This is a genomic window from Vibrio sp. Isolate32, assembly GCF_022397955.1.
GTDB lineage: Bacteria > Pseudomonadota > Gammaproteobacteria > Enterobacterales > Vibrionaceae > Vibrio.
The window spans coordinates 31,301-57,751 of sequence record NZ_JAKEUQ010000016.1; the positions used below are offsets into that span (position 1 = coordinate 31,301).

A 26,451-nucleotide genomic window follows, 5' to 3' on the forward strand; every position below is an offset into this window, starting at 1 on the left:
AAAAACTTAATAACGACTTACATACAAAAAGAGCGAGAAGTTAGCCTCTCGCTCTTTTTTCATCAATTTACTGCGACAATTGTTGTTCTACCAAAGTCTTCCAGAACCCAACACCGTACTCCAGAATATTATCGTTGAAATCGTAGTGTGGGTTATGAAGCGCAGTGCCTCCACATTCACCAACACCATTCCCAACTAACACATAACACCCTTTTACTTCGCGTAACATGAACGAGAAATCCTCACTTATGGTGAAGCGTTCACATGCTCCATTCACATTCTCTTCACCAACAACCGCTTGTGCTGCTTTCACTGCGTGAGCAGTCTCTTCAGGCGTGTTAATCGTTGATAAGAAGCTGTTGTTGAAGTGGTATTGATAATCAACACCTGCCGACATGCACTGGCCAGCGACGACACGCTCAATCGCTTTCTCAATCTTGTGTAATGCTTGATCGGTAAAGCTGCGAGTGTCACCAGAAATAGTCACTTGCGAAGGAATCACATTCACGGTGCCATTGGTAACAAAGTTAGTCACCGAGATAACCGCCGTCTCATCAATGGCGCTCAAATGACGCGAAACGATAGTTTGCAGTGCTGTGACCACCTGAGCCCCAACCACAATCGGATCGGTTCCCATGTGTGGCATCGCCGCGTGGCCGCCCGTCGCTTTGATCACAATTTCAAAACTACTTTCACTTGCCATAAGCGAGCTTGGACGAGTCACAAATTTACCTTCTGGGATACCCGGTAAGTTATGCATAGCGTAAATCGCATCCATATTCCAACGAGTGAACAAGCCATCAGCGATCATCGCTTTCGCTCCTGTGCCTCGCTCTTCATCTGGTTGGAAAATGAAGTACACAGTGCCATCGAATTGCTTACTGGTTGCTAACTCTTGCGCCGCACCCAGTAGCATTGCGGTATGGCCATCATGTCCACAAGCGTGCATTGCTCCTTCATGTTTTGAAGCGTGACAAAAAGTGTTCTGTTCATGAATGCGCAGTGCATCCATATCCGCACGTAAACCAATCGAGCGATCGCTTGTGCCATTTTTCAGAATTCCAAGCACACCTGTTCCGCCAATACCGCGTTGAACTTCAATGCCGAACTCTTCGAGCTTGTTCGCTACGAATTCAGATGTTATGAACTCTTCAGTACCGAATTCTGGGTACTGATGTAAATGGCGGCGCCATTCTGTAACGTTGGCAATGTTAGTCATGGAAACTCCAATAAATACTTAAAATTAAATTGTTAATACATGGTGCAAGTTGCACCGTATTTTTCTGCAAGTTGAGCGCGTAAATGAGTCACCGACGCAAAGCTCAGCACACTCAATAGACAAATCAGGTGCCCGATGTTTACCCCTCTATCTTGAGAAGTAAACGGAGGAGCTAGCACTAACATGGTGACGCCATTTTCTCACAGTGAAATATGGTCCAACGAGAGAAACGAAAGAAAGCTAAACAAACCTTGGCCAACGACACCGCACACCAACAACTTGAATAGATCGCTCCGATTAGCCCAACTCAACGCCAACTTCGGTTTGCTTTGAGTTTTCTTGTGGATCATTGCTTAGAAAATCAGGACTAAAGATAAAACAAAGAATGCCATCATGTAGCGTAGCCACACCAACAATCGCGCATCAATGGTTTGTAATGGCAAGGTAGCTAATGCGCCCTCTGAACCCCGTAACAACCCTACGCCAATTGCCGCTATCCAACCTTTAGTCACTGATTTCATCACTTAGCTCGCTTCTGGTGTTGCTTTTTTAACGCAAGCTAAATTTTCTGATGATTGTTCTTCCCGCTTTGTCTCAAACTTCGTGAACACGTAAAGTGCAACCACAATTAATGAAACAACGATGGTTTTACCCATTGCCATCTGTTCGCCAAGTGTTATAACGGCCACCAAGTAACCAACCAAAGGCATTAAGTTAAGAGCCATTGTCGCTTTCTCTACACCAATACGTTTGAAAGAGTACAACTGAATCAAGTAGCTACCACCAGAGATACCTGTACCTAGGAAAATAAGCAGCGCAATCAACAATGGGCTAGAGAATATGATGTAGATCTGAGATAGGTCCAACCCCATGGTGATCACAACAATAATGCCCATGACAGCAACCGAAATGTATTGGTACAGCATAGAAACAACTGAGCCATATTTATCTGCCAAACTCGCTCTCAAGTGAGCAGTCCATGCTAGAGCGAGCATAGAGCAAGTCACGTACACATAGCCTAACAACGGTGTACCGCCTTCGATGCTATTTGTTGGACCAACACTCATCGCATAGATACATACTGCAGAGGCAATGAAAGCCCCCCACTGAATATTGTTCATGCGGAAGTTCATAAACATCATGCCAAAGAATACTGTCGCGAAAGGTTGCATGCCTTGAATAACACCGTTTTCGGTTGCACCGATATGAGAAAGAGAAAGGAAGTTAAATAACGAGAAAACACCTTGCCCTACGATGCCACAAAGTGCAATGCGTCCAATATCTTTGGTATCGATCTTTAATGAAGAACCTAAATCAGCGCTCAAGCTTTTGCTACGTGATGTAAAAAAGAAAATGATGGAAAGGCCAATTACCGCAGTAACGTAGCGGAAAAATACCAATGTCATCGGGTCAACAGCCATAGAAAGTGGCTTTGATACCACCCCAGTTACGCCCCAGATACAGGCTACAGCGATGGCAGCAGTCCATCCTAAAATTGTGTCTCTGTTTGTTGTGTTCATCTGTCTATCTTCCATAACTTTTGATAACGGCGGTGCAGAACACCGCCTGAATACTGATGATTTACATATAAAAACTAGTGGTTAATTCGCTTCTGTCGCCGTTTTCAGCTGAGGCGTTTTTTTCTTCACCTTGCCAAATTTCATGAACATCATCATCGAACCAATAACCACGGCTATCGCAAGTAATCGCATTGGTGTTACCGCTTCACCGAGAGCAAACACAGCCAGGACAAAAGAAGACAGAGGCATCAAGTTAAGTGCCATACCCGTTCCGTCTACGCCAACACGTTCCATTGCGTAGATGTAAATCAGGTAACTAATACCAGAGATACCGACGCCTAGAATCGCAATACAGAGCATACGAAGTGGAGAGCTAAAGATGCCTAGCGCTGAAGAGAAATCGGCGCCGACAACCAATAGGTAAAGACCGAAGCCAATTGCCGCAAAAACAAACTGGTGATACATCGTCGCCACTGAACCATATTTCTCAGCAAGCTTGGCACGAGCGTAAGCCATCGTAGAGAAGCTCGCGGCACTACCAAGACAGATCAAATGACCAATGTTAAACCCGCTGCCTTCAACAGAAGGATCCATTACCAAAATAGTGACACCAACGAAGGCGCCAACGGCTGCCAAAATTTGTAGTGGTGTAAAACGCTCGCCGTGGCGAAGGAAACCAACACACAAAATGATGATTGGGATAAGGCCTTGGATCACGCCGTTTTCTGAAGCGGTAATGTAATCAAGAGATAGGAACGATAGAAAACTGAAAGCACCTTGACCAATAATGCCGCAACATGCCGCCCAGAAGATGTCGTGTCGGTTTGCCCAATTAAGTTTAAAATCGACTTTTTTCTGTGGTTTACCCATCGCATTGCTGACTTGGATAATCACAAACAGAGTAATGAAAGCTACGGTATAGCGAACCCATACCAAGACTTGTGCGTCCATTACTTCTAAAATAGGTGTCCCTACGATCCATGGAATACCCCATAACAGGCCAATGAAAATAGCCGCAATCCAACCTTTTACTGTATTACTCATCATTAAATTCCTTTCATTCGTTGCTATTGATTGAGCAATTGTCCGTAACCTGGACATTGAGCTTTGTTGCCAACTAAGTGCATGCAGTGCCAGAACATCGCAGAGTTGCTGCACACGACTGGGACACCAAATCGGTCTTCTATCTCTTGAATGTGGTCAAGAACACGAAGGTTGGTGCAAGACATAAACACCACATCAGCACCAGAGTTAGGTAACATTTTGTTCAACGCTTCCATCATCGATTCCTTTGAAACCGTCGTGATGTCAGTGTCTTTCTCAATGCCAAGTGAACCTAAAACAGGAACTTCAAAGCCAGCGGCAGTCAGTTGTTGATAAAGAGGGAAATTCACTTCTGTTGGGTAAGGGGAAAACACAGCAACTTTTTTTGCACCCAAGTGCTTAAATGCGGCTTGAGCAGCTGTCCATGGATTGGTGGCGGGAATATCACCGCGATTTTGTGTAAGAAGGTTAGCGACTTTTTCTTCACCGATAATGATAGAGGCTGAAGTGCAACCAAACGCCATGACATCCATGGGTAAACCCGTCGCTATCAGATCTGATGCTTCGCTGATCCCAACCGCAATTTGGTCGAGCGCTTCTGGAGTCATTTCGCTGCTGTAATAAACACGGGAGCTAAACACTCCTGCTTGTCTACCCAGTAATTTTGCCCAGTCCATCTCTAAAGAGTGGTCAGTACTTAGTTGCACTAAACCGATATGAACTCGACCAATCCTTGGGGCCTGAACATGCTGTAATGGGATTTCAAATTGTCGAAACTGTTCTATTGTTTGCATGAGAAACTCGTATTTTTATAGTTTTTGTATGCTGACTCCGAAGTCCAGAGTCAGCTTTTGTAGGGGTGTTGAATCTGGAGTTAAATAATGATCAGTTCTGGTTCAGCTCGTTCGCTCAACCATTCAGCGCCGTCTTCAGTGATCACGATATTCTCCTCGTGAACCATTGACTTACCTGGTGCGTAAACCATGCCCGGTTCTAGCGTCATCACCATACCTGGCTTAAGTACTGTATTGTCGGTGGCCGTGTTAGACGGGCGCTCTGTGAGCTCCATACCCAAACCATGACCAAGACGACCAACGTCGTTACCCAGTGCACCATTCGCTTCTAGTACTCCCCACATCGCGTTGTAGATGTCAGTCGTGGTTGCGCCCGGTTTCGCAGCCTCGAAGCCTTTCGTGGTCGCTTCGTAAGTAGCACGGTATGCCGCTTTGGTTTGCTCACTTGCATGACCAAATGCCCAGTTACGGTCGAAATCGGAGAAATAACCATCGCGTACAGCACCCGTATCTATGATCAACACATCTCCCGGTTCAATGATGCGATCAGTCGGGCCCATAATGATGCTGTCATAACCATCTGGCCCTGAGCCTGCGATGATGTAAGGGCATTCGTCCGCACCTTCTAACAACATATCGATACGGAACTGTTTACAGATTTCACGCTCGGTCATGCCAGCTTTTGCGTAACCCGGAATCTTGCTAAACCCAACGTTAGTAATGCGGCAGATTTCGCGAGTTTTCTCGATTTCAGCTTGTGATTTGATCTGACGTAGCTCATGCATCGCTAAAGACACATCCACAAAATCTTTCTTAACCATAGTGGTTAATTTGAGGTAGTTGTTCACTGGCATACGTAAGTGAGACTCAATACCTAATGTCGCGCCAACTCTGCCATGACGACAAGGTAAAGAGTTCAACGCGCTTGCAACTAAGCTAATACCGTCATCTTCAGGACGTGGAGAAGGCCAAGTAATAATGTTGTCAACCCATGTTCCCGCCATACCACTTGCTCCTATTTCAGGAACAATCGCAATTGGCTTTCCTTCTGCAGGAACGATGACAAACCATGGACGAGTTGGGCTGTGCCAAAACTGAGTGTGGAAGCCAGTGAAGTAGCGAACGTTTGGCTCGGTTGTGAAAATCATCGCATCCAGATTCATCTCATGCATGACTTTTTGAGCGCGTGATGTTCTGTGTTCAAACTCAGCCTGTTCAAAGCCGCGGTTTAGGTAGTTAGTCATTGGAACCTCTAATTATTGTATTTAGGTAGGCACTTCTGCTGCTCTTCACAACCAGTAACCAACCCTGTAGTTCAATTTTGTTTACGTTACGTCGAGCATCTTACTGACATTTCAGTCAAATAATGTGACCATGATCTTACAGTCAACTATAGTGATCTGAGATTGACCAAAACTGGAGTTATTGTTGATTTTGATCAATTTTGGACACTTATTTGTAACTTTGCGCTTGTTCGGGAGGCGGATATATAGTTTCATAGTTACATAAAGTTAATTGGCAACTTGAAAATCTTTGAGTAACCAAAGATAATGACTGGCAATTAAAGTTAACAACAGTGGTCTAAAATGAACGCATCAGCATATAAATCGTTTAACGTAGAATTCACCGACAATGACAGAGAGCATCTCGCACTGAACTTTCGCTTAGCCGAGACCATTGCCGACTTTATAGGTCCGCATTGTGAGGTTGTGATTCACTCATTCGAGAACTTTGAAAAGTCAGTGGTGAAGATTGTGAACGGACACCATACCGGGAGAAATGTAGGGTCACCTATTACCGATTTGGGTCTAAAAATGTTGAGTGTGTTTGAGATCACTGGTGACGTGACACCAAAAAGTTATTTCACCACCAGTAAAGACGGGGCATTGCTTAAGTCTACGACCTGTGTGTTGGCAGGAGACAGTGGCAAACCAATCGGGCTGTTCTGTATCAATATGAACTTGTCTCACCCGTTTCCTGAGATCATAAAAACTTTAATGCCAGACATGGCTCATGCCCCTGTGGGCGTGCATGAGAACTTTGGAGCTTCAACAACGGAAATGATTGAGCAAGCGCTTGATCATGCCATTTTTGAAGTCGACAACGATGAGTCAGTTAACTTAAAAGGTCGAAACAAAGCCATCACCAAGCTATTGCTTGAGAACGGTATTTTCGAATTAAAAGAGGCGACAGCATTCGTATCTGAGCGTCTTGGTATTACTCGCCACGCTATTTACAAATACATACGCGAGTTTAGAGCTATAGAAATCATATAAAGAGAAATGAAATGAAAACAAAAATCCAAACAGATCTAGCACCAGCAGCAATCGGCCCTTACTCTCAAGGTATCGCATTCCAAGGCCTAATCTTCACTTCAGGTCAATTACCGCTTGACGCAAAAACAATGGCGTTTGTTGAAGGTGGCATCAAAGAGCAAGCTCGTATGTCATTAGAAAATCTGAAAGCAGTTTTGGAACAAAGTGGTGGTTCACTGGATACCGTTATTAAAACCACATGTTTCCTATCTGATATGGAAAACTTCGTTGCATTTAACGAGGTGTACACGGAAGTATTTGGTACAGAGAACGCACCTGCACGCTCTTGTGTTGAAGCAGCTCGTCTACCAAAAGACGCATTAGTTGAAGTAGAAGCGATCGCTTACATCAACTAATCACGAACCGTTTTAATTGAAGACGTATAGCTAAATCCAATAACGTAAAGCTATAACAACAAAACAAGGTCATTGAGCATCGTTGATGACCTTTAATTCCTCCGCCTGTATCTAAGTGTGCCCTATGTTAAAACTATCAAAAAATTCATTCTACACTGGTCAAGTCTGCGAACTGTTTACCGCTTCTCAAGCGCAACAAGCGCGTGAGTTTCACCGACAGATCGAAGGCTACCAACCCACTCCGCTCGTGTCTCTTCCACATCTTGCTAAGCAGCTTGGTGTTAAAGCGATTCTAGTTAAAGACGAATCAAAGCGCTTCGGTTTAAATGCGTTCAAGGTACTCGGTGGTTCTTACGCTCTCGGTCGCCAATTGGCAAAACACCTTGGTATTGATATCTCTGAGATCAACCTTAAGACGGTGGCTTCAAAGCTAGAAAAACCACTTATTTTCACCACGGCAACCGCAGGCAACCATGGTACAGGTGTCGCTTGGGCAGCTCGTGAAATGGGCCAAAAAGCCGTGGTTTACATGCCAAAAGGTTCGTCTCAAGCAAGCGTTAACCGTATTCAAGGTCTAGGCGCTGAATGTATCGTGACAGAAGTGAACTACGACGATACGGTTCGCATGGCGAACCAAACCGCTCATGACAACGGTTGGATGCTAGTTCAAGACACAGCATGGGATGGTTATGAAGAGATCCCAACGTGGATTTCTCAAGGCTACATGACAATGGCAGATGAAGCTGTTGAGCAAGCTCACGCATTAGAGTTCGGCGCTCCCACTCACGTTCTTCTGCAAGCTGGGGTAGGCGCAATGGCAGGTGGTGTGTTAGGTTACCTTGCAGACAAACTGGGGGCTGACACCTTTGAAACCATCATTGCGGAACCAGCAGCGGCAGATTGCATTTTCCGATCCGGCGAGAAAGGTGAAATGGTTAATGTAACGGGCGAAATGAATTCCATCATGGCAGGCCTTGCTTGCGGTGAACCAAACCCAGTAACGTGGCCTGTACTGCGCGATTGCAGCAATCACTTTGTTTCGGTTGACGACAATATTTCAGCAACGGGTATGCGTATCCTTGGCAACCCACTTAGCGGTGATGAGCAATTGATCAGTGGTGAATCTGGCGCTATCACACTTGGTTTACTTTACACGTTATGTCGTGAAGGTGCAGACCAAGCAGTACGTGATGAGCTAGGTTTAAACCAAGACGCAACCATCATGTTATTTAGCACTGAAGGTGATACCAACCAACCGCGATATCGCGACATTGTTTGGAACGGCTTGCACCACTCTAACTAACTCAAAGACGCCCCAACTCGAATGACCAAGCCACAGCAAAATGCTGTGGCTTTTCTTTATCTGGTTGTATCAATACCGCTAACTGTCGTCGTTAACGGCCTTTCCCCATCACACGCACCTTTCTCAAGGTCATATAGCGGTCTGGCCCATAGTTGCTCCATCGGTGCTCTTCCCTAGCTAATTTTCTATATTGAGTCGGCGTGACACCAATGTATGTTTGGAAACTTTCATAGAATCGGCTGCTCGAATTGAAGCCCACCGTGAGTGAGATATCGAGAATGATTCTATCCGTATCACTCAGCAAATCACGAGCGTGGTTGATGCACATCGCAGTAATATACTGATTAATGGTCATTTGCATCATTCGCTGAAATACGTTTATCGCATAGTTGCTGTGTAATCCAATATGTTCAGCAATATCTTTAACGGTCAATGGCTGATTATGATGAGTCGCAATATATTCCACCATCTGGCTGACATAGAATTGGGAGTGTTTCAATACCCCTTTCTTGATCGACTTATCCTGTCGATTTACCAACAGTTGTGGCCAGCCATCAAGACAAATTCGTTTAAGCATCAAACCAATTTCATCCATAGCCAACTGTTGACGACTTTCGGACGAATGCTTGATCTCTTGCGCCCAACGTGAAATTTCAAATCCATTGTTCAACAAACAGGAATTCGATTGCAACACACTAAAGTGAGTTATCTGGTTGACTAAATCCGACTGAGAGCCTGCGACATAAAATGGTAAATTGGTATGTTGATGATCTCAATATTATGGCATTGGCCTGGATTTGTAAGTCGATGCGGTACTGATGCCCAAACAAGCCAAGAGATCCTTTTTTATCCATAAGATTCAATATCTTGACAACCTTCACATCCCGATGAGATATCGCTGTTCACAAGGAACATCACATCAATAAGGTCGTGTTTCTGATTAATGTCCGATCGAGTGCCTTTTACGACAGATAAGTGTTCAATAAGGTTCAAAATGACTGTATTTCTGAGGGTTTAGCACCATTAGATCACATTAGTTAACAAAGTGCGATCCCGCCCTGCTATCAAAAATTTTTTCGATGTGACGTTAACAAAAATTGCAGGTTCACTTGTGCCCAGAGTTACAGCTAATTTTCAGACCCTGAGACATGCACCTTCAAGTGAATAGGTCTAATTTAATTCTAGCTTAAATTAGATCCTCTTATTTCTTTGGCACAGGTCAAATTTAAAACGCTTGTTCTAATTATATAAACATCAATTCGATCAACATATTTAGTAATAATACAATTGAATTTAGTTAATTACACTTCTATCAGTTAATGCATTAATGAATAAAATAAAACCCACCAACGCCTTTTCAGGCATGGCCTGAAGAAAGAATAGGAACTAGTGATTTAAATATCACTAAACTCAATAGATCAACAATAAAACAATATGGATTCAAATATGTGATCTAAATAGAACTTTTCATTATAAATTTACTATAGATTGACCAAATATTATAAAAACAAAAAACACATTAATGGAGATTTATTTAAAACACCCAAAAAATAATTACAAAAATAACAATATAAAGAATTCAATAAACCCGCATAAACACACCTAAATACCACTTTAACGGTAGGGTTATAATTGTCTCTAAAAAGCTAATAACAATTTTAACAGGCGTAAAGAATGAAAAAAATCACACGAACACTCGTATTATCTTCGATTTCAATTGGACTACTTTCCTCTCTTGCTTTCACTTCTCAAGCAACTCCAATTCAAATAAACCAAGCGTCGGCTGAACAAAACATACCTCAAGTGACTTACGATACGATCATTGGCGAGAATGGCGTCTTTATCGATTTGAATACCGATAACTTTATTCTCAAACAGCAAGAGTGGTATCAAATCCAAGCCTATATAGAAGGTGCTTTGGCTCTACCCGTAACAGAAGCTAGTATGAAATCGACGCTAGGAATCCCCAATGATATCCCTTTCTCCAACTTCCAAGCGCTCGTTGACCAGTACTCTAATATTCACGACACCGCTTTCTACTGGAAAAAGGATCTGTACCCAAGCATCGTTAACCTGTCACTAAGCTTGGCTAACTACGCACAAATCAAAGATTACATGCTGCACCCTTTGAGCGACGCTTTGAATGAGATGTTGGCAAAGGCATTCTCACCGTTACCAGAAGATATCGAAGCAGTTGAACGCAACCGAAAAATGGCGATTGCTTACCTGAAAAGCCTGCAAAACTTTTCATTGAGATACCAGCAAGAGGTGTCCGATGTGGGTGACAACTTGTTGGACTTTTCTGCGCAGCTAGAAACACAAAAGCTACAACTTGAAGTATTAGAAGGGACCCATAACGGGTATCTAACGGATGATGGCAGTGCACTTCAACGGCAAGTGAATGACATAAATGCTCGTATTACCCAGCTTAATAAAGACTATACTCACTATGTCACCGTTTCTTCTACTGCCGTTATCTACGCGTGGTTCCCTTTGGTGGCCGCACCAATCATGGGAATCTTTGGCGATAAAGCCGAAAAAGCGCGTAAGCTTCGCAATGAGCTGCAAAATGAAGTCAAAGATCTAGAAGAACAGTTGTCTTACACACAAAAGGTATATAACTCTTACCATCGTTCTTCAGAAAGCATTGAGCTTATATCTCAGCAAATTGAAAACGCTATCCCGTATATTAATAAGCTGAAGTTAAATTGGCAGAAAATGAATACCGACTTCACATCATTGCTTGCTGCATTGGATGAAGCTCAAAATAATGCCGACATCATGAAAGACAACGCAATGCTCGGTGCCATCGGTGCATTAGCCAATACATCGATTGCAGAAATGAACTGGAAAAACATCAGCGAGAAAGCCAAGGCATTTGCAAATAATGCTTATATTCAAGAAATGGAGTAGTCCATAACTATCGACAAATAGCTCGGCAAAGCGACGCCTCGCTATAACTTAAACCAGCAAGACCAATAAAAACAAAATAACAACAGAACACCACGCCTTATGAAAAATAAGGTGTTGGTTTCTGCTACCCAAAATTTGGCTAATACTCATTTCGACAGGACATTAATATGAGAATTCTACCGATTATTATTTCTCTTTCATTATCTCCACAAGCTTTTGCTAGTGACTGGCTAGAACTTAATAACTTGCCTAATTCCACCGAATACCCAACTTGGGTTCAGTCTGTCTATTCCGATGTCGATGTTCTCTCTCGATCTACATCTGATCTTCACATCAACCTCAGTGACTGGATTGCGGAGCAGAACCTCTACGTGACTAAACCCTCAAAGATCGTCGTTTTTGCCGATACCATTGAGGTTCCTGAAAACTTCAACTTGGTAGTGAATAACCAAAATATTCTCATTTTTGCCCGTAAAATTGTCGGTCAAGGTGCCCCAACTTTCGTTCTTGGGCAACAAGGCGCCGCAGCATCGGTGACTGTAATAGCAGGACAGATCGAAACTCCAATTAATGTCCTTGCCTTCCAAAGCGATGGCAGCATTACACGAGATGCCCTTTCTGCAGAAGACGGTGATGGAACCTCTGTGGTATTAGCAGGAGAACACTACCGCAGAACCACCATCGACTCGAACATTACAGGGCAAATGAAACTGGCGACCAGACCTTTTACAGACATTGTTAACCGCTCTTTTGATATGGCTGCCAGCTTATTCGACACCAACCCAGAGCTTAGCCTCGAACTGATTAACTGGATTGAGCAAAGTTTGCGCCACGCAGGCTCAGTGGTGGAAGATGACCCTATCCTTTCAGACCTGTACCTCCAAACCGTCGCCTTTAAACAGTTCATTAGTTTCAGCACTAAAGAAAGCAACTATGTGCCTTATCTCGACAAGGTGCTCTACCAAGGCAAATACGAAGCATACCTGAATGCAATGATCGCGTATCAAGCACAGTGGGATGTCATTCAAGACAGAAGTACGGTGATCGAAGACAAGATTGAAGCCGCGAAGTTAGCACTCGCTAATGTTGAAGACGTTATCAGAGCACAAAGCTCGATCATCACTCAAACCCAATCCAACATAGACAAAATAGGAGATAGCCTGACCGAAATCGACAGCCAATACAAAGCTCAGGAACTTGTGACCCTGAGTGCAAGAACCACTTACTTGGTCGGTGTAGAAAACTGGAAAACTCAGCAAGAGCTCAAGGCAGCATTGGCTATTTTCAAAGCTATTGCCGAGATTGGCAGTGCTGTCAGCGGTGTGTTCACAGGGAACCTCTCTGGCGTTAACGACCTCACCGAACAATTAGCCAAAACCCCAGAAGCGTTAGATAAAGCGAAAAACTTGGTCACCAATATCAAATCAGTCACGGGAATCATTGATAGCGTTACTAAGACCATTTCGGGCATCGCGCAGCTCACCGCCGATGTGAAATCGACCATCAAACTTCACAAGATCTCTGAAGCAATGGATGGCTTTAACTTTAATATTCCGACTTTGAATGAGAGCAATCTTGCTTGGGATCTGATGATCACCGAGATCCGCAGTAACTTAAGACTTGCTGATACCTTGGGAATTAAAGGCGCAAGACAATACCTAGTCGAACTCGAAAAACAGGTGCTATTAGGCAAAGCAATTAACACCACTCAGCTCAACTTTGCACAAGAGCAAGCCAAACTCGTCGACCTATTATTGACCAAAAACGTCACCGCGAATCAACAGCAAAGATTGAGTGACGCCATTGAAGGTTATCAGGTAGACAGCGAAAGTTTCGACTCCATCGAGCGTGAGCTTTCGCGAGTGCTAATGCACTTCAAACGACCAATGTATGTGGCTTTGTCTAACTATGTTCAGGCATACGAATACTGGGCGTTGAAACCAAGTGAGATCACGCCTTCGCTAAATAAAAGTTACTTGGACTACCAGTTTGACCTCGCGTCCATAGAAAGTGAGTATGTGAATGCACTCTCTTCATTCCAGCCAGCACCACAAGACTTCACTATCGACAACTACACCATCTCTAGCCCAGAGCAACTCGATAGCTTCGCAACCACTGGCGAGTTGAACTTCACTATTCCATTAGGGCAGGCACAACTATGTTCATTCGACCGAGTCAGACTCTCTACAGTACGTGTGTTCTTAGAAGGGGAAAACTTACCTTATGGCAAGCAGCTCAACCTTGGAATATCGAGTTCAGGTAACTATGCCGACCGCTATCAGGATCAGGATTACCAATTCAGTTCTAATCCGGTCTCACGAGCGTTTTACTACCGCTTGGATGATCCCACCACCAATGACGTTAGCATTATCACCGATGGCGCAGTGGCGAATAAATTCGAGTATGCGTACTTCCAACCAACTCCATTCTCTACATGGAATGTCACCCTCAACAACTTTGATGAGGCAAACCAAGCCAACAACCAATACCTAAAAGATATCGAACAAATTAGGGTCGAATTCTTAGGCAGTGGTATCCCAAATGGCAACAGTTGTTCAAACTGATGTGAGGAATTGCCAAGCTATCTCATAGCCATAAAAAGGCCGACATCTCGTCGGCCTTATTTTTTCATTCCAGTGCTTAGTTTCGTTTGGAGACTAGTCCATCAAACTCTTAGACTTAATCGCCTTCTTAGACAGTTCTTTGGCAAACTCGGTAATGTCGGCTTCAAACTCATCGACGCTTTGACGAATCTCATCCAGTTGAACAGTTTGCATTACGCGGTTTTCCATTACGATTTGGCCGTTCACAATCGTCGTGTCGATGTTGCTCGGGTTCGCTTGATAAACCAAGGTTGCGTATGGGTCGTAGCTTGGCATCATGTTCGCTGATTGTGTTTCGACAATCACGATGTCCGCTTTTTTACCGACTTCCAGAGAACCAATTTGGTCTTCCATGTGTAAGGCTTTCGCGCCACCTAAGGTTGCCATTTCGATCACTTGCTCTGGGATCATGATGGTGCGATCTGAGTGCTTCAAACGTTGCATGTTCGCTGCATAGCTTAGGGTACGCATGATATCTACTTGGTTTGAGCTCATTGGGCCGTCGGTTCCCAAACCTACTCGCATGTCAGCACGGTACATATCCCATGCTGGTGCAATGCCGGTTGCACCTTTAGCGTTCGCCATTGGGTTGTATGAGATCCCTGCGTCAGCTTGCTTTAGAAGCTTTTGATCATTCTCTGAAAGGTGGATACCGTGAGCAATGACTACGCGCTCGTCCAACACACCAATTTCATCCATGTATTCGACTGGCGATGTTGCCTTAGTTTCATCTTTGATGCGCTTCTCTTCATTTGGGAATTCAGCAACGTGAATTAACACCGGCACATCGTATTGAGCAGACAGTTTGTTGATATTTTGAAGCTTTTCTTTGCTCACTGTGTACACCGCGTGTGGTGCATAAGCGGGCGTAATTAGCTCGTCGTTTTGGTACTGCTTAATGAAGCCTTTGGCATAATCGATACCACCATAAGGTTCTTTAGCGTCTACCACGGGGAACTTAATCACGGTCTCGCCGAGTACCGCACGTAGGCCAACTTCTTTGGTCGCTTTTGCCATTTCATCCATGTGGTAATACATATCGGCGTAAGTCGTGACACCACTCTGTGCTAGCTCGATACTGCCCAGCTTGGTCGCATTATAAATCAGTTCACGGCTTAACTTTTCTGCTTCAAGCGGGAAGAAGTAAGCGAATAATCGGTTGGAAATACCCTCTTCGCCTAGACCGCGAAACGCTATCATAGGAAGGTGGTTATGAGCATTGACCATGCCCGGCATAACAATACCATCTTGAGCATCAATAACCTTTTCAGCTCGGTATTGAGTAATCAAGTCCTCATTACCCACCGCGATGATCTGGTCGTTTTTCACGACAACAACACCATCTTCAATGACATCCATTTCAGAGTTGATCGTCAGGACTTGTCCATTAGTGATAATCAGATCGGCGTTATATGTTTGAGTTGCCACTGTCGAACCACAGCCAGCCAGTAAAACGGCGCTGATGGTGCATGCCAAGCTTTTAAGCGTCATTACTATACCTTTATGTTGTGCGTTTAATATTGTTAGAAGCTTCACTTAGATGTTCTTAGCTATTGGAGCTTGAGAACAACATTGCCGCAAAAAGTGTCTTCACGCTAGTCGTCGCTCATGTGCAAAAACAGAAAAGGCCAGCAACCGCAGACCTAGATAAACCTTCAAATACCGTTAACTTTTCACACCGCAACCTTTAATAACTAACTGGGTGATAAACTCAGCGGCTTCTTCGTAGTCTTTATCATCTAGCTTATCTTTCTGCATTACACTGCAAATCTGCCAACCAAAATCGGCATAGGTTTGAGTAGCAGCCCAAATGGTAAACATCAGGTGATGCGCAGGCACGTCGTCCATCAGCCCTTTTGCCGACCAAGTAGAGAACTTATCAAGGATCATCTGCGATTGCTTATACAACTCATCACCGATCTCTTTCGGAAGCACTTTAGCGCCTGACATCACCTCATTAGCAAACACTTTAGAAGCGTGTGGATGGTCGCGTGAGATGATCAACTTAGTTTGAATGTATTGAGATAGAGCTTCTACGGGATCGCTCAGCTCTTCAATAGGACGAGATGCTTCAAGTAACGGCTGTGTGACAGTTTCTAAAACGGCATTGTAGAGCTTGTCTTTCGAGCTGAAGTAATAGAATACGTTGGGTTTGGGAATGTCCGCCGCCTTCGCGATATCCGTCATTTTGGTTGCGGCATAACCATGAGTAGCGAATTGTACACACGCCACTTCGATGATTAAATGTTGATTCTTTTGTCTGATCCTAGACATATGACTTCCTTTACAGCTCATTACTTAAACCATAGTAATCAACGTGCTTTATTAGTCCAGAAGATAATTTCAGAACTCAAGGTCACCGTATTGATAACAATAAAATGGCCGCTCTATTTGTTAAGAAGCGACCATTCCATGCTGTGTTTTTGAACTGTTCAAATTAAATAATCAATATCGCACGGAAGTCATTCACATTGGTCAGCGTAGGCCTCGTGGTAAGAAGCACATCGACTTGTATTCGCAGCCAACCCAGCCTTTATAGCCAAGTTCATCAAGGTAGTTAAGTACGAATGGATAATTGATTTCTCCGGTACCCGGCTCGTGTCGACCTGGGTTATCAGCCAGCTGCACGTGAGCGATTTGACCAATATTCTGCTGCATGGTCGGCGTAGTGAAGGTTAATCACAAAGGTCGACTGAGCGTCTTGCGGAGTGACACCTTGTGGGACAATGCCCGCCAAGCAGTTCACCTGTTTACAACCAAGTTTCTTGGCATAAGCTATCGCTTTAGGCACGCCCGCTTGAAACTCTTCAACGCGTGCTGGGTCAACCGCAATACCACGATCGCCTGCATCCCAATCTCCAGCAGGTAAGTTAAATAGCACTTGCTTAGATTACTAGCATCAAACTTTTGTTTAATCTCATCCGCATCAAAGGCATATGGGAAAAGGTACTCGACGCCTTGAAAACCAGCCTCTGCGGCGGCTTCAAAACGGTACATAAAATCAACTTCCGTGAATAACATTGACAAGTTTGCTGCAAATTTTGCCATGATTCTGTCCTTACTCTTGGTTTGATGAAGCTAATGTGGTTTGGTGAAGCCTCGCTCTGTTGGAGGCTTTCCGTAGAGCTCAATCTCGCTCTACGGATACACATTACTTAATGATTACTTGTACGCTAGCGCGGTTGAGGCATTGCCACTACTTTCGGCAAGCAGTTCTAATTCGTTGATGGCGTTGATCTCTACGCCCATCGCTATGTTGGTTACTCGCTTAAGAATCAGCTCAACAACAACCGGTACTTTATGCTTGTTCATCAGCTCTTTTGCTTGCTTAAACGCAGCGGTAATTTGCGACAAACCAATGGTGCTCACATAGCAAGTATCACGACCAAATACCTTGTTCACCTTTTCATAAACACGCATCGGTTTCATTGGTGCTTCATCGAAATTAGTTTTGCGCAGCATGGTCGACTTACGTTTCTAACACTCACTTTCCCAAGCATTTCGGTTCGGTAATTTGCCAGCGTCACGCCACTCTTGTGCCACTTCAACCATTCGCTCTAGCACCGCTTTCGCGTCAGAGAAAGTGCCTAGTTCTGGGAAGAACACGCGCCGACTTAGGTCGGTTCAATATCCACATGTACGAATTTTCGGCCTTCGGTGTAAACATCCACAGAGCCAGTATGACGGTTTGCCTAGCGGTTACCGACACCAAACACAAAGTCATAGTTGAACATGGTTTCGTTATCGTAACGGTGGGAAGTTTGTAGCCCCACCATGCCTGCCATTAAGTCATGCTCATCTAGGATAGAGTCCCAGTACAACAAGGTTAGGGTCACAGGTACACCTGTGACCTCAGCAAACTGCTGCAGCAATTCAGATACGCCGGGAACACCAAATGCGATGTCTACTCCTTCACGTTTAAGCACTTCAACCGCTGCTTCAATCGCTTTCATAATTGCCATTCGAACCTCCAGTTCAGATTGTATTCAATTAAATTAACTTTTGTGTACTATGGATTATCCTCAGCATTTATCGAGCCCAACTTGAAACAATTTTGTTACATCAACCTATCCTATTGAACAGAAAACAAGCCTGAAAACCTTACAATTCAATGCTTTACATAAAATATCTTTACGTAAAAATAAATTATAAAAAGATCAAATGATAAATAAACGTTAAATACCATTTGCTTGCTTACAATTTCTACAATATAAATACCGTTAAAAATAACATTTTGTATACAAAATGACATCGTATTGTGTAAAGGAGACAAGCAATGATGAATGACGTGAAAGAAAGAGAAGAAACACTGTGTATGCAGGTACTTGGGAATATGGACAACCCCGAGTACAAAGAGCTCTTGTCTAAAGATGCATTGAAGTTCTTAGAAGCTATCGTTAACAAGTTTGGAGATCGCCGTCATGCCCTGCTAAATGATCGCGACATAAAACAAGCGCAATATGATGACGGTGAGCTACCTAATTTTAGAAAGGACACTAGCTCTATTCGTCAGAATAAAGAGTGGAAAGTGGCAACACCGCCACCAGAACTACTGGATCGACGCGTAGAGATCACAGGCCCTATAGAGAGAAAGATGGTGATCAACGCATTAAACTCAGGTGCGAAAGTCTTCATGTGCTGTTTTGAGGATGCGTCTTCCCCAACTTGGGCCAACATGGTCGAAGGGCAAATTAACTTAAGAGATGCCAATTTAGGCACCATCAGCTATTTCGATGAGAAGAAACAAAAGAACTACCAGCTAAACAGCGACCCAGCGTTACTAATCGCTCGCCCTCGTGGAATCCATCTACCTGAACAATCGATTCAATTCAACAATCAACCTATCGCGGGTTGTCTGATGGACTTTGCGTTGTACTTTTTCCATAACTATCAATCACGTGCACAACAAGGCTTGGGCGTTTACTACTACATTCCAAAGCTTGAGAGCATGGAAGAAGCACAATGGTGGGACGACATTTTCAGTTTCACCGAGAACTATTTCAACGTAGCAAAAGGCACCATCCGTGCGACCGTATTGATTGAAACGCTGCCGGCCGTTTTCCAAATGGAAGAGATCTTGTACGCCATGCGCGATCACATCGTTGCGATGAACTGCGGCCGTTGGGATTACATCTTCAGCTACATTAAAACTCTGAAAAATCATAAAGATCGTATCTTGCCAGACCGTCACGGGATCGGCATGGATCAAGAGTTTCTGAACGCTTACAGCCAGCTGTTGGTGCGTACTTGTCACGCTCGTGGAGCACTGGCAATGGGGGGCATGTCAGCCTTCATTCCAGCAAAAGATCCACAAGAGATGGAGCGTGTTACCGCCAAGGTTATTGAAGACAAACAAAGAGAATCGCAAAACGGCCACGATGGCACATGGGTCGCACACCCTGCCCTAGTCGATTTAGCGATGTCGATCTTCGACAAGCACCTTGATGGCAAAGTAAATCAGATGGATTTCCAAAGCCCTGAACACACCATCAATGCCGACACCTTACTGAAACCATGTGAAGGCAGCCGCGACGAAGCCGGCGTACGTAAGAATATCCGTATTGCGCTGTATTACATCGAGGCTTGGATCCAAGGCTACGGCTGCGTACCTATCTACGGACTAATGGAAGATGCCGCCACCGCGGAGATCTCAAGAGCCAACATTTGGCAATGGATTCATCATGGCGTCACGCTCGATGACGGCCAAACCTATACCAAACAACTGTTCCACTCTTGGCTTTACCAAGAGTTAGACACAATAAAACACGAAGTCGGTGACTCGCGCTACGCAGCAGGTCGATTCGAAGAGACGGCCGATCTTTTCTATCAACTTTCTACAGCCGAAGAGTTCACTGCCTTCCTAACTTTACCCAGCTATGGGCTTTTGCAAGAATCCAGCTAGGCGTCTTGCGGCGATTCAAACAGATCAATAAACACTGATTTTGGTCTGCTTGAATTAGCCAAGCCCCTGAAAATTAGGAGATAACATGGGAAGTTTGACTCTACAACAAGCGTTAACCATTATAGATGGTACCTTTAAAGCAGGCAAAAAGATTCACACAGAGCCACTCACTGTTGCTGTGTTAGACAGCGGTGGAAAACTGATTTCTCTGCAACGTCAAGATGGCTCCAGCATGATGCGACCTGACATCGCCATTGCTAAAGCCTGGGGCGCACTCGCACTAGGGTGTTCCTCAAGAAAACTCGCCCAAGATGCAGACAACAGGCCAGCATTTATCTCCGCGGTGAACGTACTCGCACACGGAAACATGGTGCCAGTACCAGGGGGCTTACTGATTCGAGACAAGGATAAAACGGTACTCGGTGCTATTGGTGTCAGCGGTGACATTTCAGACATCGATGAAAGCTGCGCCATCAATGGAATTGGCTGCGCAGAACTGTTTAGTGACGAGATGCTGCAAGCTTACTTCAGCAGCAATAGAGATAACTTAAAAAGAAAAGCCGAAGCCTTATGCTTCGGTTTTTTTAATGAATCTAAAAAGAGATAAGCGAACCTACTCGTAGGCACTCAACCAAGTTTTTAAAAGTTGGTTAGTGTTTTTCTTCTGACTTGCCGATAAAGACTTAACCAGCTTTTTCTGCATTTCGACATGCTCAGTCATCATCTCGTCAATCAGAACTAAACCATCTTTGGTCAATTTCACGCTGACGCTTCGTCGGTCTTCTTTACTGTGCTCACGGCTGATTAACCCTTTAGCTTCCAGTTTATCAAGACGATTAGTCATCGCACCTGATGTCAGCATCATTGACCCAATTAGCTCAGAGGGCGTTAGTCGGTATGGCTTGCCAGAGCGTCGTAAGGTCGCCAATACATCAAATTCGCCCAATTTCATGTCGTACTTTTTATGAAGATCGGCGACTTGCGTCTCCATATACTTGGCAATACGCATAATCCGGCCCATCATTGCCATAGGCTCAGTTTCTAATTCGGGCTTTTCCTTTGCCCATTGCTCTACAACACGGTCGATAGCATCCATTTGCAATCTAGCTCCGTTATTAGTCTGATTACTTTAAACTAGTTTAACATAAAGATACTTTACAACCACTAGTTCTCAGTATACAGTTCACACAATAGTTATCTTAACATAAAGATATTTTAGATGAACATATTATTAGCAATGATTCCCGCATTCTTTTGGGGAACAACTTATGCAGTGACGCAATTTACGCTACAGGAGTGGCCACCACTATTACTCGGTGCTTTGCGTGCATTACCTGCTGGTTTGTTATTGCTAGCGGTAAAACCAACACTGCCGAAAAAAGGCGAGTGGCAAATCATTTTCACTCTAGGCCTGATCAACATCGCGACCTTCTTTGGTTTGATCTTCGTGATGGCACTGACCCTGCCTTCAGCGATTTCGGGCGTGGGTATGATCTCTGTGCCTGTGTTCGCAATGATCTTCCATTGGGTAGTGAAAAAACAGCGCCCACATTTGATTCAAGCCCTGTCAGGTATTGGATTGGTCACCTTGGCGTGGATTCTATTCAACCCAAGTCAAATCGCATTGAACCCTATCGGTTTAGGTGCCATGTTTGCCGCGATCATGTGTATCGTTATCGGCAGCAGCATTACCAAATCACTGGGTAATCGCATGCACTGGTGGAAGGTACTGACATGGCAGCTCATTCTGGGCGGTGTAATCTTATCTGTCGCGTCTGGCGTTCATGCCTTCATCGACCCACAACCTTATTTAAATGCGGTGACTCATTTCGATACTCGTAACGCAATGGGCTTAGTTTGGGTGATTGGGCTAAACACAGCGCTAGGTTATGGCATGTATGTATGGCTACTGCAACGCATGACGGTGGTTGATTTCACCTTTGGTGGCATCGCCAATCCAGTAGCTGGCATCGTGACAGGCATGGTGTTGATGGGTGAATCCTTCACTGCGGTACAATACTCACTCATGACAGGCATGATCATCATGTCACTACTACCACAACTGATCCTTGCAATCCGACAGTCCAAGACAATCAAACCCGTTACGCAGTAAAAGCTGCAAACTAAATTGTAAAAACGCGCCTTAAACTGGCGCGTTATTTATCAATGGTCGTTACAAAACTTAAGCCAAAGTCTAAGTCTAAGTCTAAGTCTAAGTCTAAGTCTAAGTCTAATCAATATATCGAACCTTGGTCATCATCAACCCAAAGGCAGCCAACACTTGAGCCACGAAACAGCTGACAAAGAGTACCGGCAAACCAAACATTGTCACCAAGTATCCAGAAGCAGCCAGACCAAATGGCATCAAGAGTTTAAACAAAGACCCTGTAATTCCAGCAACACGACCAAGGTGCTTTTCCTCGAATGCTTCTTGACGATAGCTCCAAATACAAATGCTGCTGTAGACGCCAATCGCACTCACCCATAAGAACGACATCATCAATACGCCTTTTTCAATGACAACCATGTGCGCTGAAGTCATACCTTGCAATAAATAGCTTTGACTCAGCAATGCAGGGAACAAGAATCCAAACGCCTCTAAAACAATCGACAAAATAAGCAGCACGCCAAGCCCGATGCGCTTTCTAACCTTATCCGCGGTAAAAGAACCTAATAAACCACCGACGCCGGACGCCGCGATCAAGTAACCCACCTCGATATGACTGAGCGCTAATTCAGCTTTGGCAAAATAGATGGCTTGAATCCAGAAAATTGCACCCGTGGTATTGATCACCATCACGACCAAGGTGATGTGCCACATGTTTTTGTTCGCATATAAGATCAACCAACCCTCTTTAAGCGCGCTCAGCACCGACTGTTGAGCGACGGGGGCTGATGGCTTGAATTCCAGTTTATTGAGCTGCCAAAATGCTAGCACATACATCCCCGCAATAAGCAAAAACACGTTATGTAACGAAGACAATAAAAGCAGCCCACCAGAAAAAACCGGGCCAACAGTTTCTAACAAACTGTACAAAGAACTCATTCTCGCGGTGGCGGTATTTTGCATGTGCTGAGGTAAAACATTTTTCATCATCCCAATACGCGCATTGTGGTAACCATAGTTAAACGCCATCATCAGGAATGCGCACGGAAACAGTGCGTACAAAGGGTTCGGCAACCATCTCACTGCAATATAAGAGACGACCAATACTGCTGCTTGCCCGATCAACATGTATTGTGACCACTGCTTTTTATTAAACCTATCAACCCAAACACCGATGAACAGAGCGAATAGTAGGTTGGGTAAAAACTCGACGGCTCTCATCCAACCCATCATCTCTGAAGACTCTGTCAACTCGTAAACCAACAAGGGCAAAGCAAGGTCATAAATCTTGGTACCAAAGGCAACAAAGAACGCTGTTGAGAACAAAACAATAAAGCTTGAGCTTTTCCAAATAGAGGGTGATGCCCCTGCATCTTTTACACTTTCCATTTCTCATTCCTTTTAAAAATAATCGAATAACTCTATTATCGAGATTAAAAGATGAAGAAAAATAGAAAGATTAAACAAGGATTTCACCTTTATGTATTACTGGAAGGCTCTAGCATTTTTACGTTCTCGGGTACTCGTTAACCAACCGACTTCACTCTCTTTAACTGAAGTAACGAATGCGCTAGGTTGTACCAAACGTAACGCTCAATTGGTGATCAAAAAGCTAGTCAGCGAAGGTTGGGTTGACTGGAAGTCGGGAGTTGGCAGAGGCAACCTACCCACACTCACGCTATTAAAAAACTTGGACAGTGAGCTTGAGATGCGGATAGATGAATTGCTCTCTGAGAATAAAGTTGATCAAGCATTGGATCTGGTTGATGAGTCACAACGGGATCAGTTTCTACTAGGTTATATCAGCCGCTATCAAAGCTTGCCGACTGAACTAGATATTCTGCAAATCCCTTTTTATCGAGGAACACACAGTCTGGACCCGATTGAGGTCACACGACGCACTGAAGCTCACATCACTAGCTACCTTTTTAGTAACCTATTGCGTTTCAACAAATCGACTCACTCGTTTGATGGTGATCTTGCCATTGATTGGTACCAAACAGAGCACCGTTGGCACTTCACGTTACGCAAAGGCTTAGTCTTTCATGACGGTTCACCAATTCTAGCGCAAGATATCAAAGCACATTTTCAACGTCTGATAGGCAGCAGTCATCACAATAGTCAGCAATTTAAATGCATCTCCGCTATTACTGTTATCGATCCGCTTCACCTCTGTTTCGATATCAATGCTAACGCTGGCTACCTTCCGTCACTGCTATCGTGCTCCGCCGCAGGTGTTGCCAAAAAAGTAGGAGATAAAATCATTGGTAGCGGCAGCTTTAAATTAGTGGAACAGTCCGAATGGCTAACCAAACTCGAGACATTCAACTCCTATCATGGACACCGGCCTTGGGTAGACGGTATCGAAATTTGGAATGTCGGTGATAGAGCCAAAGACTATGAAATGCACTGTGATATTGTTCACTCACACCCACATTACCAACACTCATCCATATCAAATGAGCTTGCCGAAATAGAACAGTGGGAAAAGGGGTGCGAGTACGCTTTGATAAACCCACATCGACACACTTGGCTATCAAACCCACAACACCTTAAATCACTGAGTGAATTACTACGTTTGCTGGGGGTCGCGAAAGACATACCTCTGGACACTGTCGGCTACGCTGCGGGGATGCTATCGACGTCCAATCAATCAACACAGCCAAAGATAGAAACGGCGAATAACCAAAGCCCATTACAAATGGCTCGACAATTCGCTGACCAACTTATCAAGCCTAAACAACCGTTAAAGATCTTAACCTATCAGCTATTTGACCACATAAAAATGGCTCGCCACCATTGTGAGCTTTTGAATGAGCTTGGTTTTAACTGCGAATACCAAGTGCTTGAGTTCCCTGAATTTTGTCAGCCAGATAACCTAAAAGATGCAGACATATTAATTAGCGGCGAAGTGTTTTCAGATAACCTCGATAGCAGTTGGATGGGGTGGCTACAAAGTTCTATCGCATTAGAAGTGTGCCTCACTGATGAGCAAAAACAGTGGCGAGATGAAAGCCTTGAACGGCTTTGGAAAATAACCGATTACCAACAACGACAACCTTTCTTCCTAGACATAGAAGCGCAATTGATCACATTCGGAATCTATCGACCAATATTTCACGTTAAACAGCGGCTCAATTATGCCAAAACCGTAAACCCTGTGGAGCAGTTGGCGAACGGTTGGATTGATTTTAACCAAATCACTATGCGCCGCTAAATTGGTTAATTATCAACCTAAATTAAACCTCAAAAAGAATAATTACTTTATATAAATATCAATTAGTGAAAAGATTTACTTTTAAATAGTTATATTTTAGATTAATTTCCTAAATTTCATTTCAATTAGAGACAAAAAGACAAATTTTTTCTCCGACGACCTCCTTATACTGTGCCACGTCATTAAGGCGCTACAAGCCTATGATTTAAAATAATTATTAATGAGTAGTCACCATGAATTCGAAGTCGCTAACTATCTTGCTTTTTGTCTCTGTTTGCTTAATTTGGGGAACCACTTAGTTCGCTATGGAAGTGGCATTGCATTCTATCCCACCAATTTTTGCTACTGGACTGCGCTTTTTACTTGCATCCCCTATACTTGCAGTATTAGCAAAAGCCTTCAATCAACCCTTGCTGTTCCCTAAGGGCAAGCGTCAATGGCTACTTATTGTGGCACTGATGTATTTCGCGATTCCGTTCACTTTGATGATCTACGGTGAGCAATACATCTCTTCTGGTTTGGCTTCGATCATCTTCGCTAACATGCCTGTTGCTGTGATGCTGATGTCGGGTTTGTTCCTTGGTCTACGCTTAGCAAAGCATCAAATATTCGGCCTAGTGACTGCGGTTGTGAGCCTATGCTTGATTCTTGGTAACGAAATGCAAATGGGGGGTGATGACGACTTTATCGGTACGGTTTGCCTAGGTCTTGCGGTTGCAATTCATGCGGTAATGTACGTGTTAGTTCAAAAACACTGTAAAGGCATCGAAGTACTGACTTACAACGCTGTTCCAAGTTTCATTGCTGCGATTTTCTTGTTTGCTGTATCGGCAGTTGGTGAGAACGTGAACGTAGAATCTTTCACTTGGGATTCTATCTCGGCAGTCGTGTACTTAGGTTTTGTAGCGAGTGTCGGCGGTATTGTGGCTTACTTCAAACTAGGTCAGGTGTCGACACCTTTCCAAGCATCCATTTGTTTCCTTATCTTCCCACTGGTTGCACTGTTGATCTCTTGCTACATCAATGGTGAAGTTCTATCTGAACAGTCACTGCTTATGATGCTCCCTCTGCTTTGTGGCATCCTGCTAACTAAAGCACCGAAGAGCATCTTCAAGCTACGCACAGGATTAAAAACCGTACGAAGCTAATCCTACTGGA

At 44.1% G+C, this 26,451-nt stretch carries 19 protein-coding genes and 7 pseudogenes; 11 read left to right on the plus strand and 15 right to left on the minus strand.

The genetic code is table 11. The features are described 5' to 3' along the window. Positions 1 to 67: 67 nt before the first annotated feature. The 7 genes from L1D11_RS13205 to L1D11_RS13235 form a co-directional block, all read right to left on the minus strand. Positions 68 to 1,219 (minus strand): M20 aminoacylase family protein, encoded by a 1,152-nt coding sequence (locus L1D11_RS13205; protein WP_239834147.1) that lies wholly within the window; start codon positions 1,217 to 1,219, stop codon positions 68 to 70. A 32-nt stretch (positions 1,220 to 1,251) separates the two neighbouring features. Beyond that, positions 1,252 to 1,404, minus strand: a complete 153-nt coding sequence (locus L1D11_RS13210; RefSeq protein WP_239834148.1) for a hypothetical protein — start codon at positions 1,402 to 1,404, stop codon at positions 1,252 to 1,254. 168 nt (positions 1,405 to 1,572) lie between these two features. Next, complete coding sequence (locus L1D11_RS13215; RefSeq protein WP_239834149.1) at positions 1,573 to 1,740, minus strand: hypothetical protein; 168 nt, start codon at positions 1,738 to 1,740, stop codon at positions 1,573 to 1,575. Between the two features lie 3 nt (positions 1,741 to 1,743). Continuing rightward, on the minus strand, positions 1,744 to 2,739 hold the full coding sequence (locus L1D11_RS13220) for a DMT family transporter (protein ID WP_239834150.1): 996 nt from the start codon (positions 2,737 to 2,739) through the stop codon (positions 1,744 to 1,746). Positions 2,740 to 2,820: 81 nt separating this feature from the next. Then, the gene (locus tag L1D11_RS13225; protein ID WP_239834155.1) at positions 2,821 to 3,783 is read right to left on the minus strand and encodes a DMT family transporter; all 963 of its coding nucleotides are present in this window, start codon (positions 3,781 to 3,783) and stop codon (positions 2,821 to 2,823) included. Between the two features lie 23 nt (positions 3,784 to 3,806). Further along, positions 3,807 to 4,577 (minus strand): aspartate/glutamate racemase family protein, encoded by a 771-nt coding sequence (locus L1D11_RS13230; protein WP_239834151.1) that lies wholly within the window; start codon positions 4,575 to 4,577, stop codon positions 3,807 to 3,809. A gap of 80 nt (positions 4,578 to 4,657) precedes the next feature. Continuing rightward, positions 4,658 to 5,821, minus strand: a complete 1,164-nt coding sequence (locus tag L1D11_RS13235) for a Xaa-Pro peptidase family protein (protein ID WP_048662519.1) — start codon at positions 5,819 to 5,821, stop codon at positions 4,658 to 4,660. A gap of 342 nt (positions 5,822 to 6,163) precedes the next feature. On the opposite strand from L1D11_RS13235, the gene L1D11_RS13240 reads away from it, so the two are divergent. The 3 genes from L1D11_RS13240 to dpaL all read left to right on the plus strand — a co-directional run bounded on the left by L1D11_RS13240 (position 6,164) and on the right by dpaL (position 8,551). Next, complete coding sequence (locus tag L1D11_RS13240) at positions 6,164 to 6,853, plus strand: PAS domain-containing protein (protein ID WP_239834152.1); 690 nt, start codon at positions 6,164 to 6,166, stop codon at positions 6,851 to 6,853. A gap of 11 nt (positions 6,854 to 6,864) precedes the next feature. Continuing rightward, a complete protein-coding gene (locus tag L1D11_RS13245) occupies positions 6,865 to 7,248 on the plus strand; it encodes a RidA family protein (RefSeq protein WP_239834153.1) in 384 nt (127 codons plus the stop codon). Positions 7,249 to 7,372: 124 nt separating this feature from the next. Further along, positions 7,373 to 8,551 (plus strand): diaminopropionate ammonia-lyase, encoded by a 1,179-nt coding sequence (dpaL, locus tag L1D11_RS13250; RefSeq protein WP_239834154.1) that lies wholly within the window; start codon positions 7,373 to 7,375, stop codon positions 8,549 to 8,551. Between the two features lie 56 nt (positions 8,552 to 8,607). Here the strand turns inward: dpaL and melR are convergent. After that, positions 8,608 to 9,382: pseudogene (melR, locus tag L1D11_RS13255) on the minus strand (transcriptional regulator MelR); the annotation flags it as partial. An 18-nt stretch (positions 9,383 to 9,400) separates the two neighbouring features. Next, positions 9,401 to 9,544: pseudogene (locus tag L1D11_RS13260) on the minus strand (ISAs1 family transposase); the annotation flags it as partial. Positions 9,545 to 9,611: 67 nt separating this feature from the next. Between L1D11_RS13260 and L1D11_RS13265 the strand changes: the two are divergent. The 3 genes and pseudogenes from L1D11_RS13265 to L1D11_RS13275 form a co-directional block, all read left to right on the plus strand. Further along, positions 9,612 to 9,719: pseudogene (locus L1D11_RS13265) on the plus strand (IS630 family transposase); the annotation flags it as partial. Between the two features lie 506 nt (positions 9,720 to 10,225). Continuing rightward, a complete protein-coding gene (locus L1D11_RS13270) occupies positions 10,226 to 11,464 on the plus strand; it encodes an alpha-xenorhabdolysin family binary toxin subunit A (RefSeq protein WP_239834000.1) in 1,239 nt (412 codons plus the stop codon). A 167-nt stretch (positions 11,465 to 11,631) separates the two neighbouring features. After that, positions 11,632 to 14,028, plus strand: a complete 2,397-nt coding sequence (locus L1D11_RS13275) for a hypothetical protein (protein WP_239862562.1) — start codon at positions 11,632 to 11,634, stop codon at positions 14,026 to 14,028. 93 nt (positions 14,029 to 14,121) lie between these two features. On the opposite strand, the gene L1D11_RS13280 is transcribed toward L1D11_RS13275, so the two are convergent. From L1D11_RS13280 to L1D11_RS13295, 4 genes and pseudogenes are all read right to left on the minus strand, one after another. Continuing rightward, positions 14,122 to 15,558 (minus strand): amidohydrolase, encoded by a 1,437-nt coding sequence (locus L1D11_RS13280; RefSeq protein WP_239834002.1) that lies wholly within the window; start codon positions 15,556 to 15,558, stop codon positions 14,122 to 14,124. 174 nt (positions 15,559 to 15,732) lie between these two features. Then, entirely contained in the window at positions 15,733 to 16,341 is a 609-nt protein-coding gene (locus tag L1D11_RS13285) for a TetR family transcriptional regulator C-terminal domain-containing protein (RefSeq protein ID WP_239834003.1), read from the minus strand. 201 nt (positions 16,342 to 16,542) lie between these two features. Beyond that, positions 16,543 to 17,115: pseudogene (locus tag L1D11_RS13290) on the minus strand (TIM barrel protein). Positions 17,116 to 17,229: 114 nt separating this feature from the next. Next, a pseudogene (locus L1D11_RS13295) lies at positions 17,230 to 17,951 on the minus strand (hypothetical protein); the annotation flags it as partial. 392 nt (positions 17,952 to 18,343) lie between these two features. Here L1D11_RS13295 and aceB point away from each other — a divergent pair. Then, entirely contained in the window at positions 18,344 to 19,969 is a 1,626-nt protein-coding gene (aceB, locus tag L1D11_RS13300; RefSeq protein ID WP_239834004.1) for a malate synthase A, read from the plus strand. Positions 19,970 to 20,054: 85 nt separating this feature from the next. Then, positions 20,055 to 20,492, plus strand: a pseudogene (locus L1D11_RS13305) (heme-binding protein); the annotation flags it as partial. 90 nt (positions 20,493 to 20,582) lie between these two features. Here the strand turns inward: L1D11_RS13305 and L1D11_RS13310 are convergent. Beyond that, positions 20,583 to 21,065: a MarR family transcriptional regulator gene (locus L1D11_RS13310; RefSeq protein WP_004737459.1), complete on the minus strand. Its 483-nt coding sequence runs from the start codon at positions 21,063 to 21,065 to the stop codon at positions 20,583 to 20,585. Between the two features lie 123 nt (positions 21,066 to 21,188). Between L1D11_RS13310 and L1D11_RS13315 the strand changes: the two genes are divergently transcribed. Beyond that, on the plus strand, positions 21,189 to 22,082 hold the full coding sequence (locus L1D11_RS13315) for a DMT family transporter (protein WP_239834005.1): 894 nt from the start codon (positions 21,189 to 21,191) through the stop codon (positions 22,080 to 22,082). A 117-nt stretch (positions 22,083 to 22,199) separates the two neighbouring features. Here L1D11_RS13315 and L1D11_RS13320 read toward each other — a convergent pair whose 3' ends face one another. Next, on the minus strand, positions 22,200 to 23,465 hold the full coding sequence (locus L1D11_RS13320) for an MFS transporter (RefSeq protein WP_239834006.1): 1,266 nt from the start codon (positions 23,463 to 23,465) through the stop codon (positions 22,200 to 22,202). 91 nt (positions 23,466 to 23,556) lie between these two features. On the opposite strand from L1D11_RS13320, the gene L1D11_RS13325 reads away from it, so the two are divergent. Together L1D11_RS13325 and L1D11_RS13330 are read left to right on the plus strand one after the other, a co-directional pair. Beyond that, positions 23,557 to 25,293, plus strand: a complete 1,737-nt coding sequence (locus L1D11_RS13325) for an SgrR family transcriptional regulator (protein ID WP_239834007.1) — start codon at positions 23,557 to 23,559, stop codon at positions 25,291 to 25,293. A 233-nt stretch (positions 25,294 to 25,526) separates the two neighbouring features. Beyond that, positions 25,527 to 26,441 (plus strand): annotated as a pseudogene (locus tag L1D11_RS13330) (DMT family transporter). Positions 26,442 to 26,451 lie beyond the last annotated feature (10 nt).

What these genes read in the sequence shown, in the direction of transcription:
- L1D11_RS13205 (WP_239834147.1), bottom strand. Translation starts at nt 1,219, where the DNA reads ATGACTAACATTGCCAACGTTACAGAATGGCGCCGCCATTTACATCAG.
- L1D11_RS13210 (WP_239834148.1), bottom strand. Translation starts at nt 1,404, where the DNA reads ATGTTAGTGCTAGCTCCTCCGTTTACTTCTCAAGATAGAGGGGTAAAC.
- L1D11_RS13215 (WP_239834149.1), bottom strand. Translation starts at nt 1,740, where the DNA reads ATGAAATCAGTGACTAAAGGTTGGATAGCGGCAATTGGCGTAGGGTTG.
- L1D11_RS13220 (WP_239834150.1), bottom strand. Translation starts at nt 2,739, where the DNA reads ATGAACACAACAAACAGAGACACAATTTTAGGATGGACTGCTGCCATC.
- L1D11_RS13225 (WP_239834155.1), bottom strand. Translation starts at nt 3,783, where the DNA reads ATGAGTAATACAGTAAAAGGTTGGATTGCGGCTATTTTCATTGGCCTG.
- L1D11_RS13230 (WP_239834151.1), bottom strand. Translation starts at nt 4,577, where the DNA reads ATGCAAACAATAGAACAGTTTCGACAATTTGAAATCCCATTACAGCAT.
- L1D11_RS13235 (WP_048662519.1), bottom strand. Translation starts at nt 5,821, where the DNA reads ATGACTAACTACCTAAACCGCGGCTTTGAACAGGCTGAGTTTGAACAC.
- L1D11_RS13240 (WP_239834152.1), top strand. Translation starts at nt 6,164, where the DNA reads ATGAACGCATCAGCATATAAATCGTTTAACGTAGAATTCACCGACAAT.
- L1D11_RS13245 (WP_239834153.1), top strand. Translation starts at nt 6,865, where the DNA reads ATGAAAACAAAAATCCAAACAGATCTAGCACCAGCAGCAATCGGCCCT.
- dpaL (WP_239834154.1), top strand. Translation starts at nt 7,373, where the DNA reads ATGTTAAAACTATCAAAAAATTCATTCTACACTGGTCAAGTCTGCGAA.
- L1D11_RS13270 (WP_239834000.1), top strand. Translation starts at nt 10,226, where the DNA reads ATGAAAAAAATCACACGAACACTCGTATTATCTTCGATTTCAATTGGA.
- L1D11_RS13275 (WP_239862562.1), top strand. Translation starts at nt 11,632, where the DNA reads ATGAGAATTCTACCGATTATTATTTCTCTTTCATTATCTCCACAAGCT.
- L1D11_RS13280 (WP_239834002.1), bottom strand. Translation starts at nt 15,558, where the DNA reads ATGACGCTTAAAAGCTTGGCATGCACCATCAGCGCCGTTTTACTGGCT.
- L1D11_RS13285 (WP_239834003.1), bottom strand. Translation starts at nt 16,341, where the DNA reads ATGTCTAGGATCAGACAAAAGAATCAACATTTAATCATCGAAGTGGCG.
- aceB (WP_239834004.1), top strand. Translation starts at nt 18,344, where the DNA reads ATGATGAATGACGTGAAAGAAAGAGAAGAAACACTGTGTATGCAGGTA.
- L1D11_RS13310 (WP_004737459.1), bottom strand. Translation starts at nt 21,065, where the DNA reads ATGGATGCTATCGACCGTGTTGTAGAGCAATGGGCAAAGGAAAAGCCC.
- L1D11_RS13315 (WP_239834005.1), top strand. Translation starts at nt 21,189, where the DNA reads ATGAACATATTATTAGCAATGATTCCCGCATTCTTTTGGGGAACAACT.
- L1D11_RS13320 (WP_239834006.1), bottom strand. Translation starts at nt 23,465, where the DNA reads ATGGAAAGTGTAAAAGATGCAGGGGCATCACCCTCTATTTGGAAAAGC.
- L1D11_RS13325 (WP_239834007.1), top strand. Translation starts at nt 23,557, where the DNA reads ATGTATTACTGGAAGGCTCTAGCATTTTTACGTTCTCGGGTACTCGTT.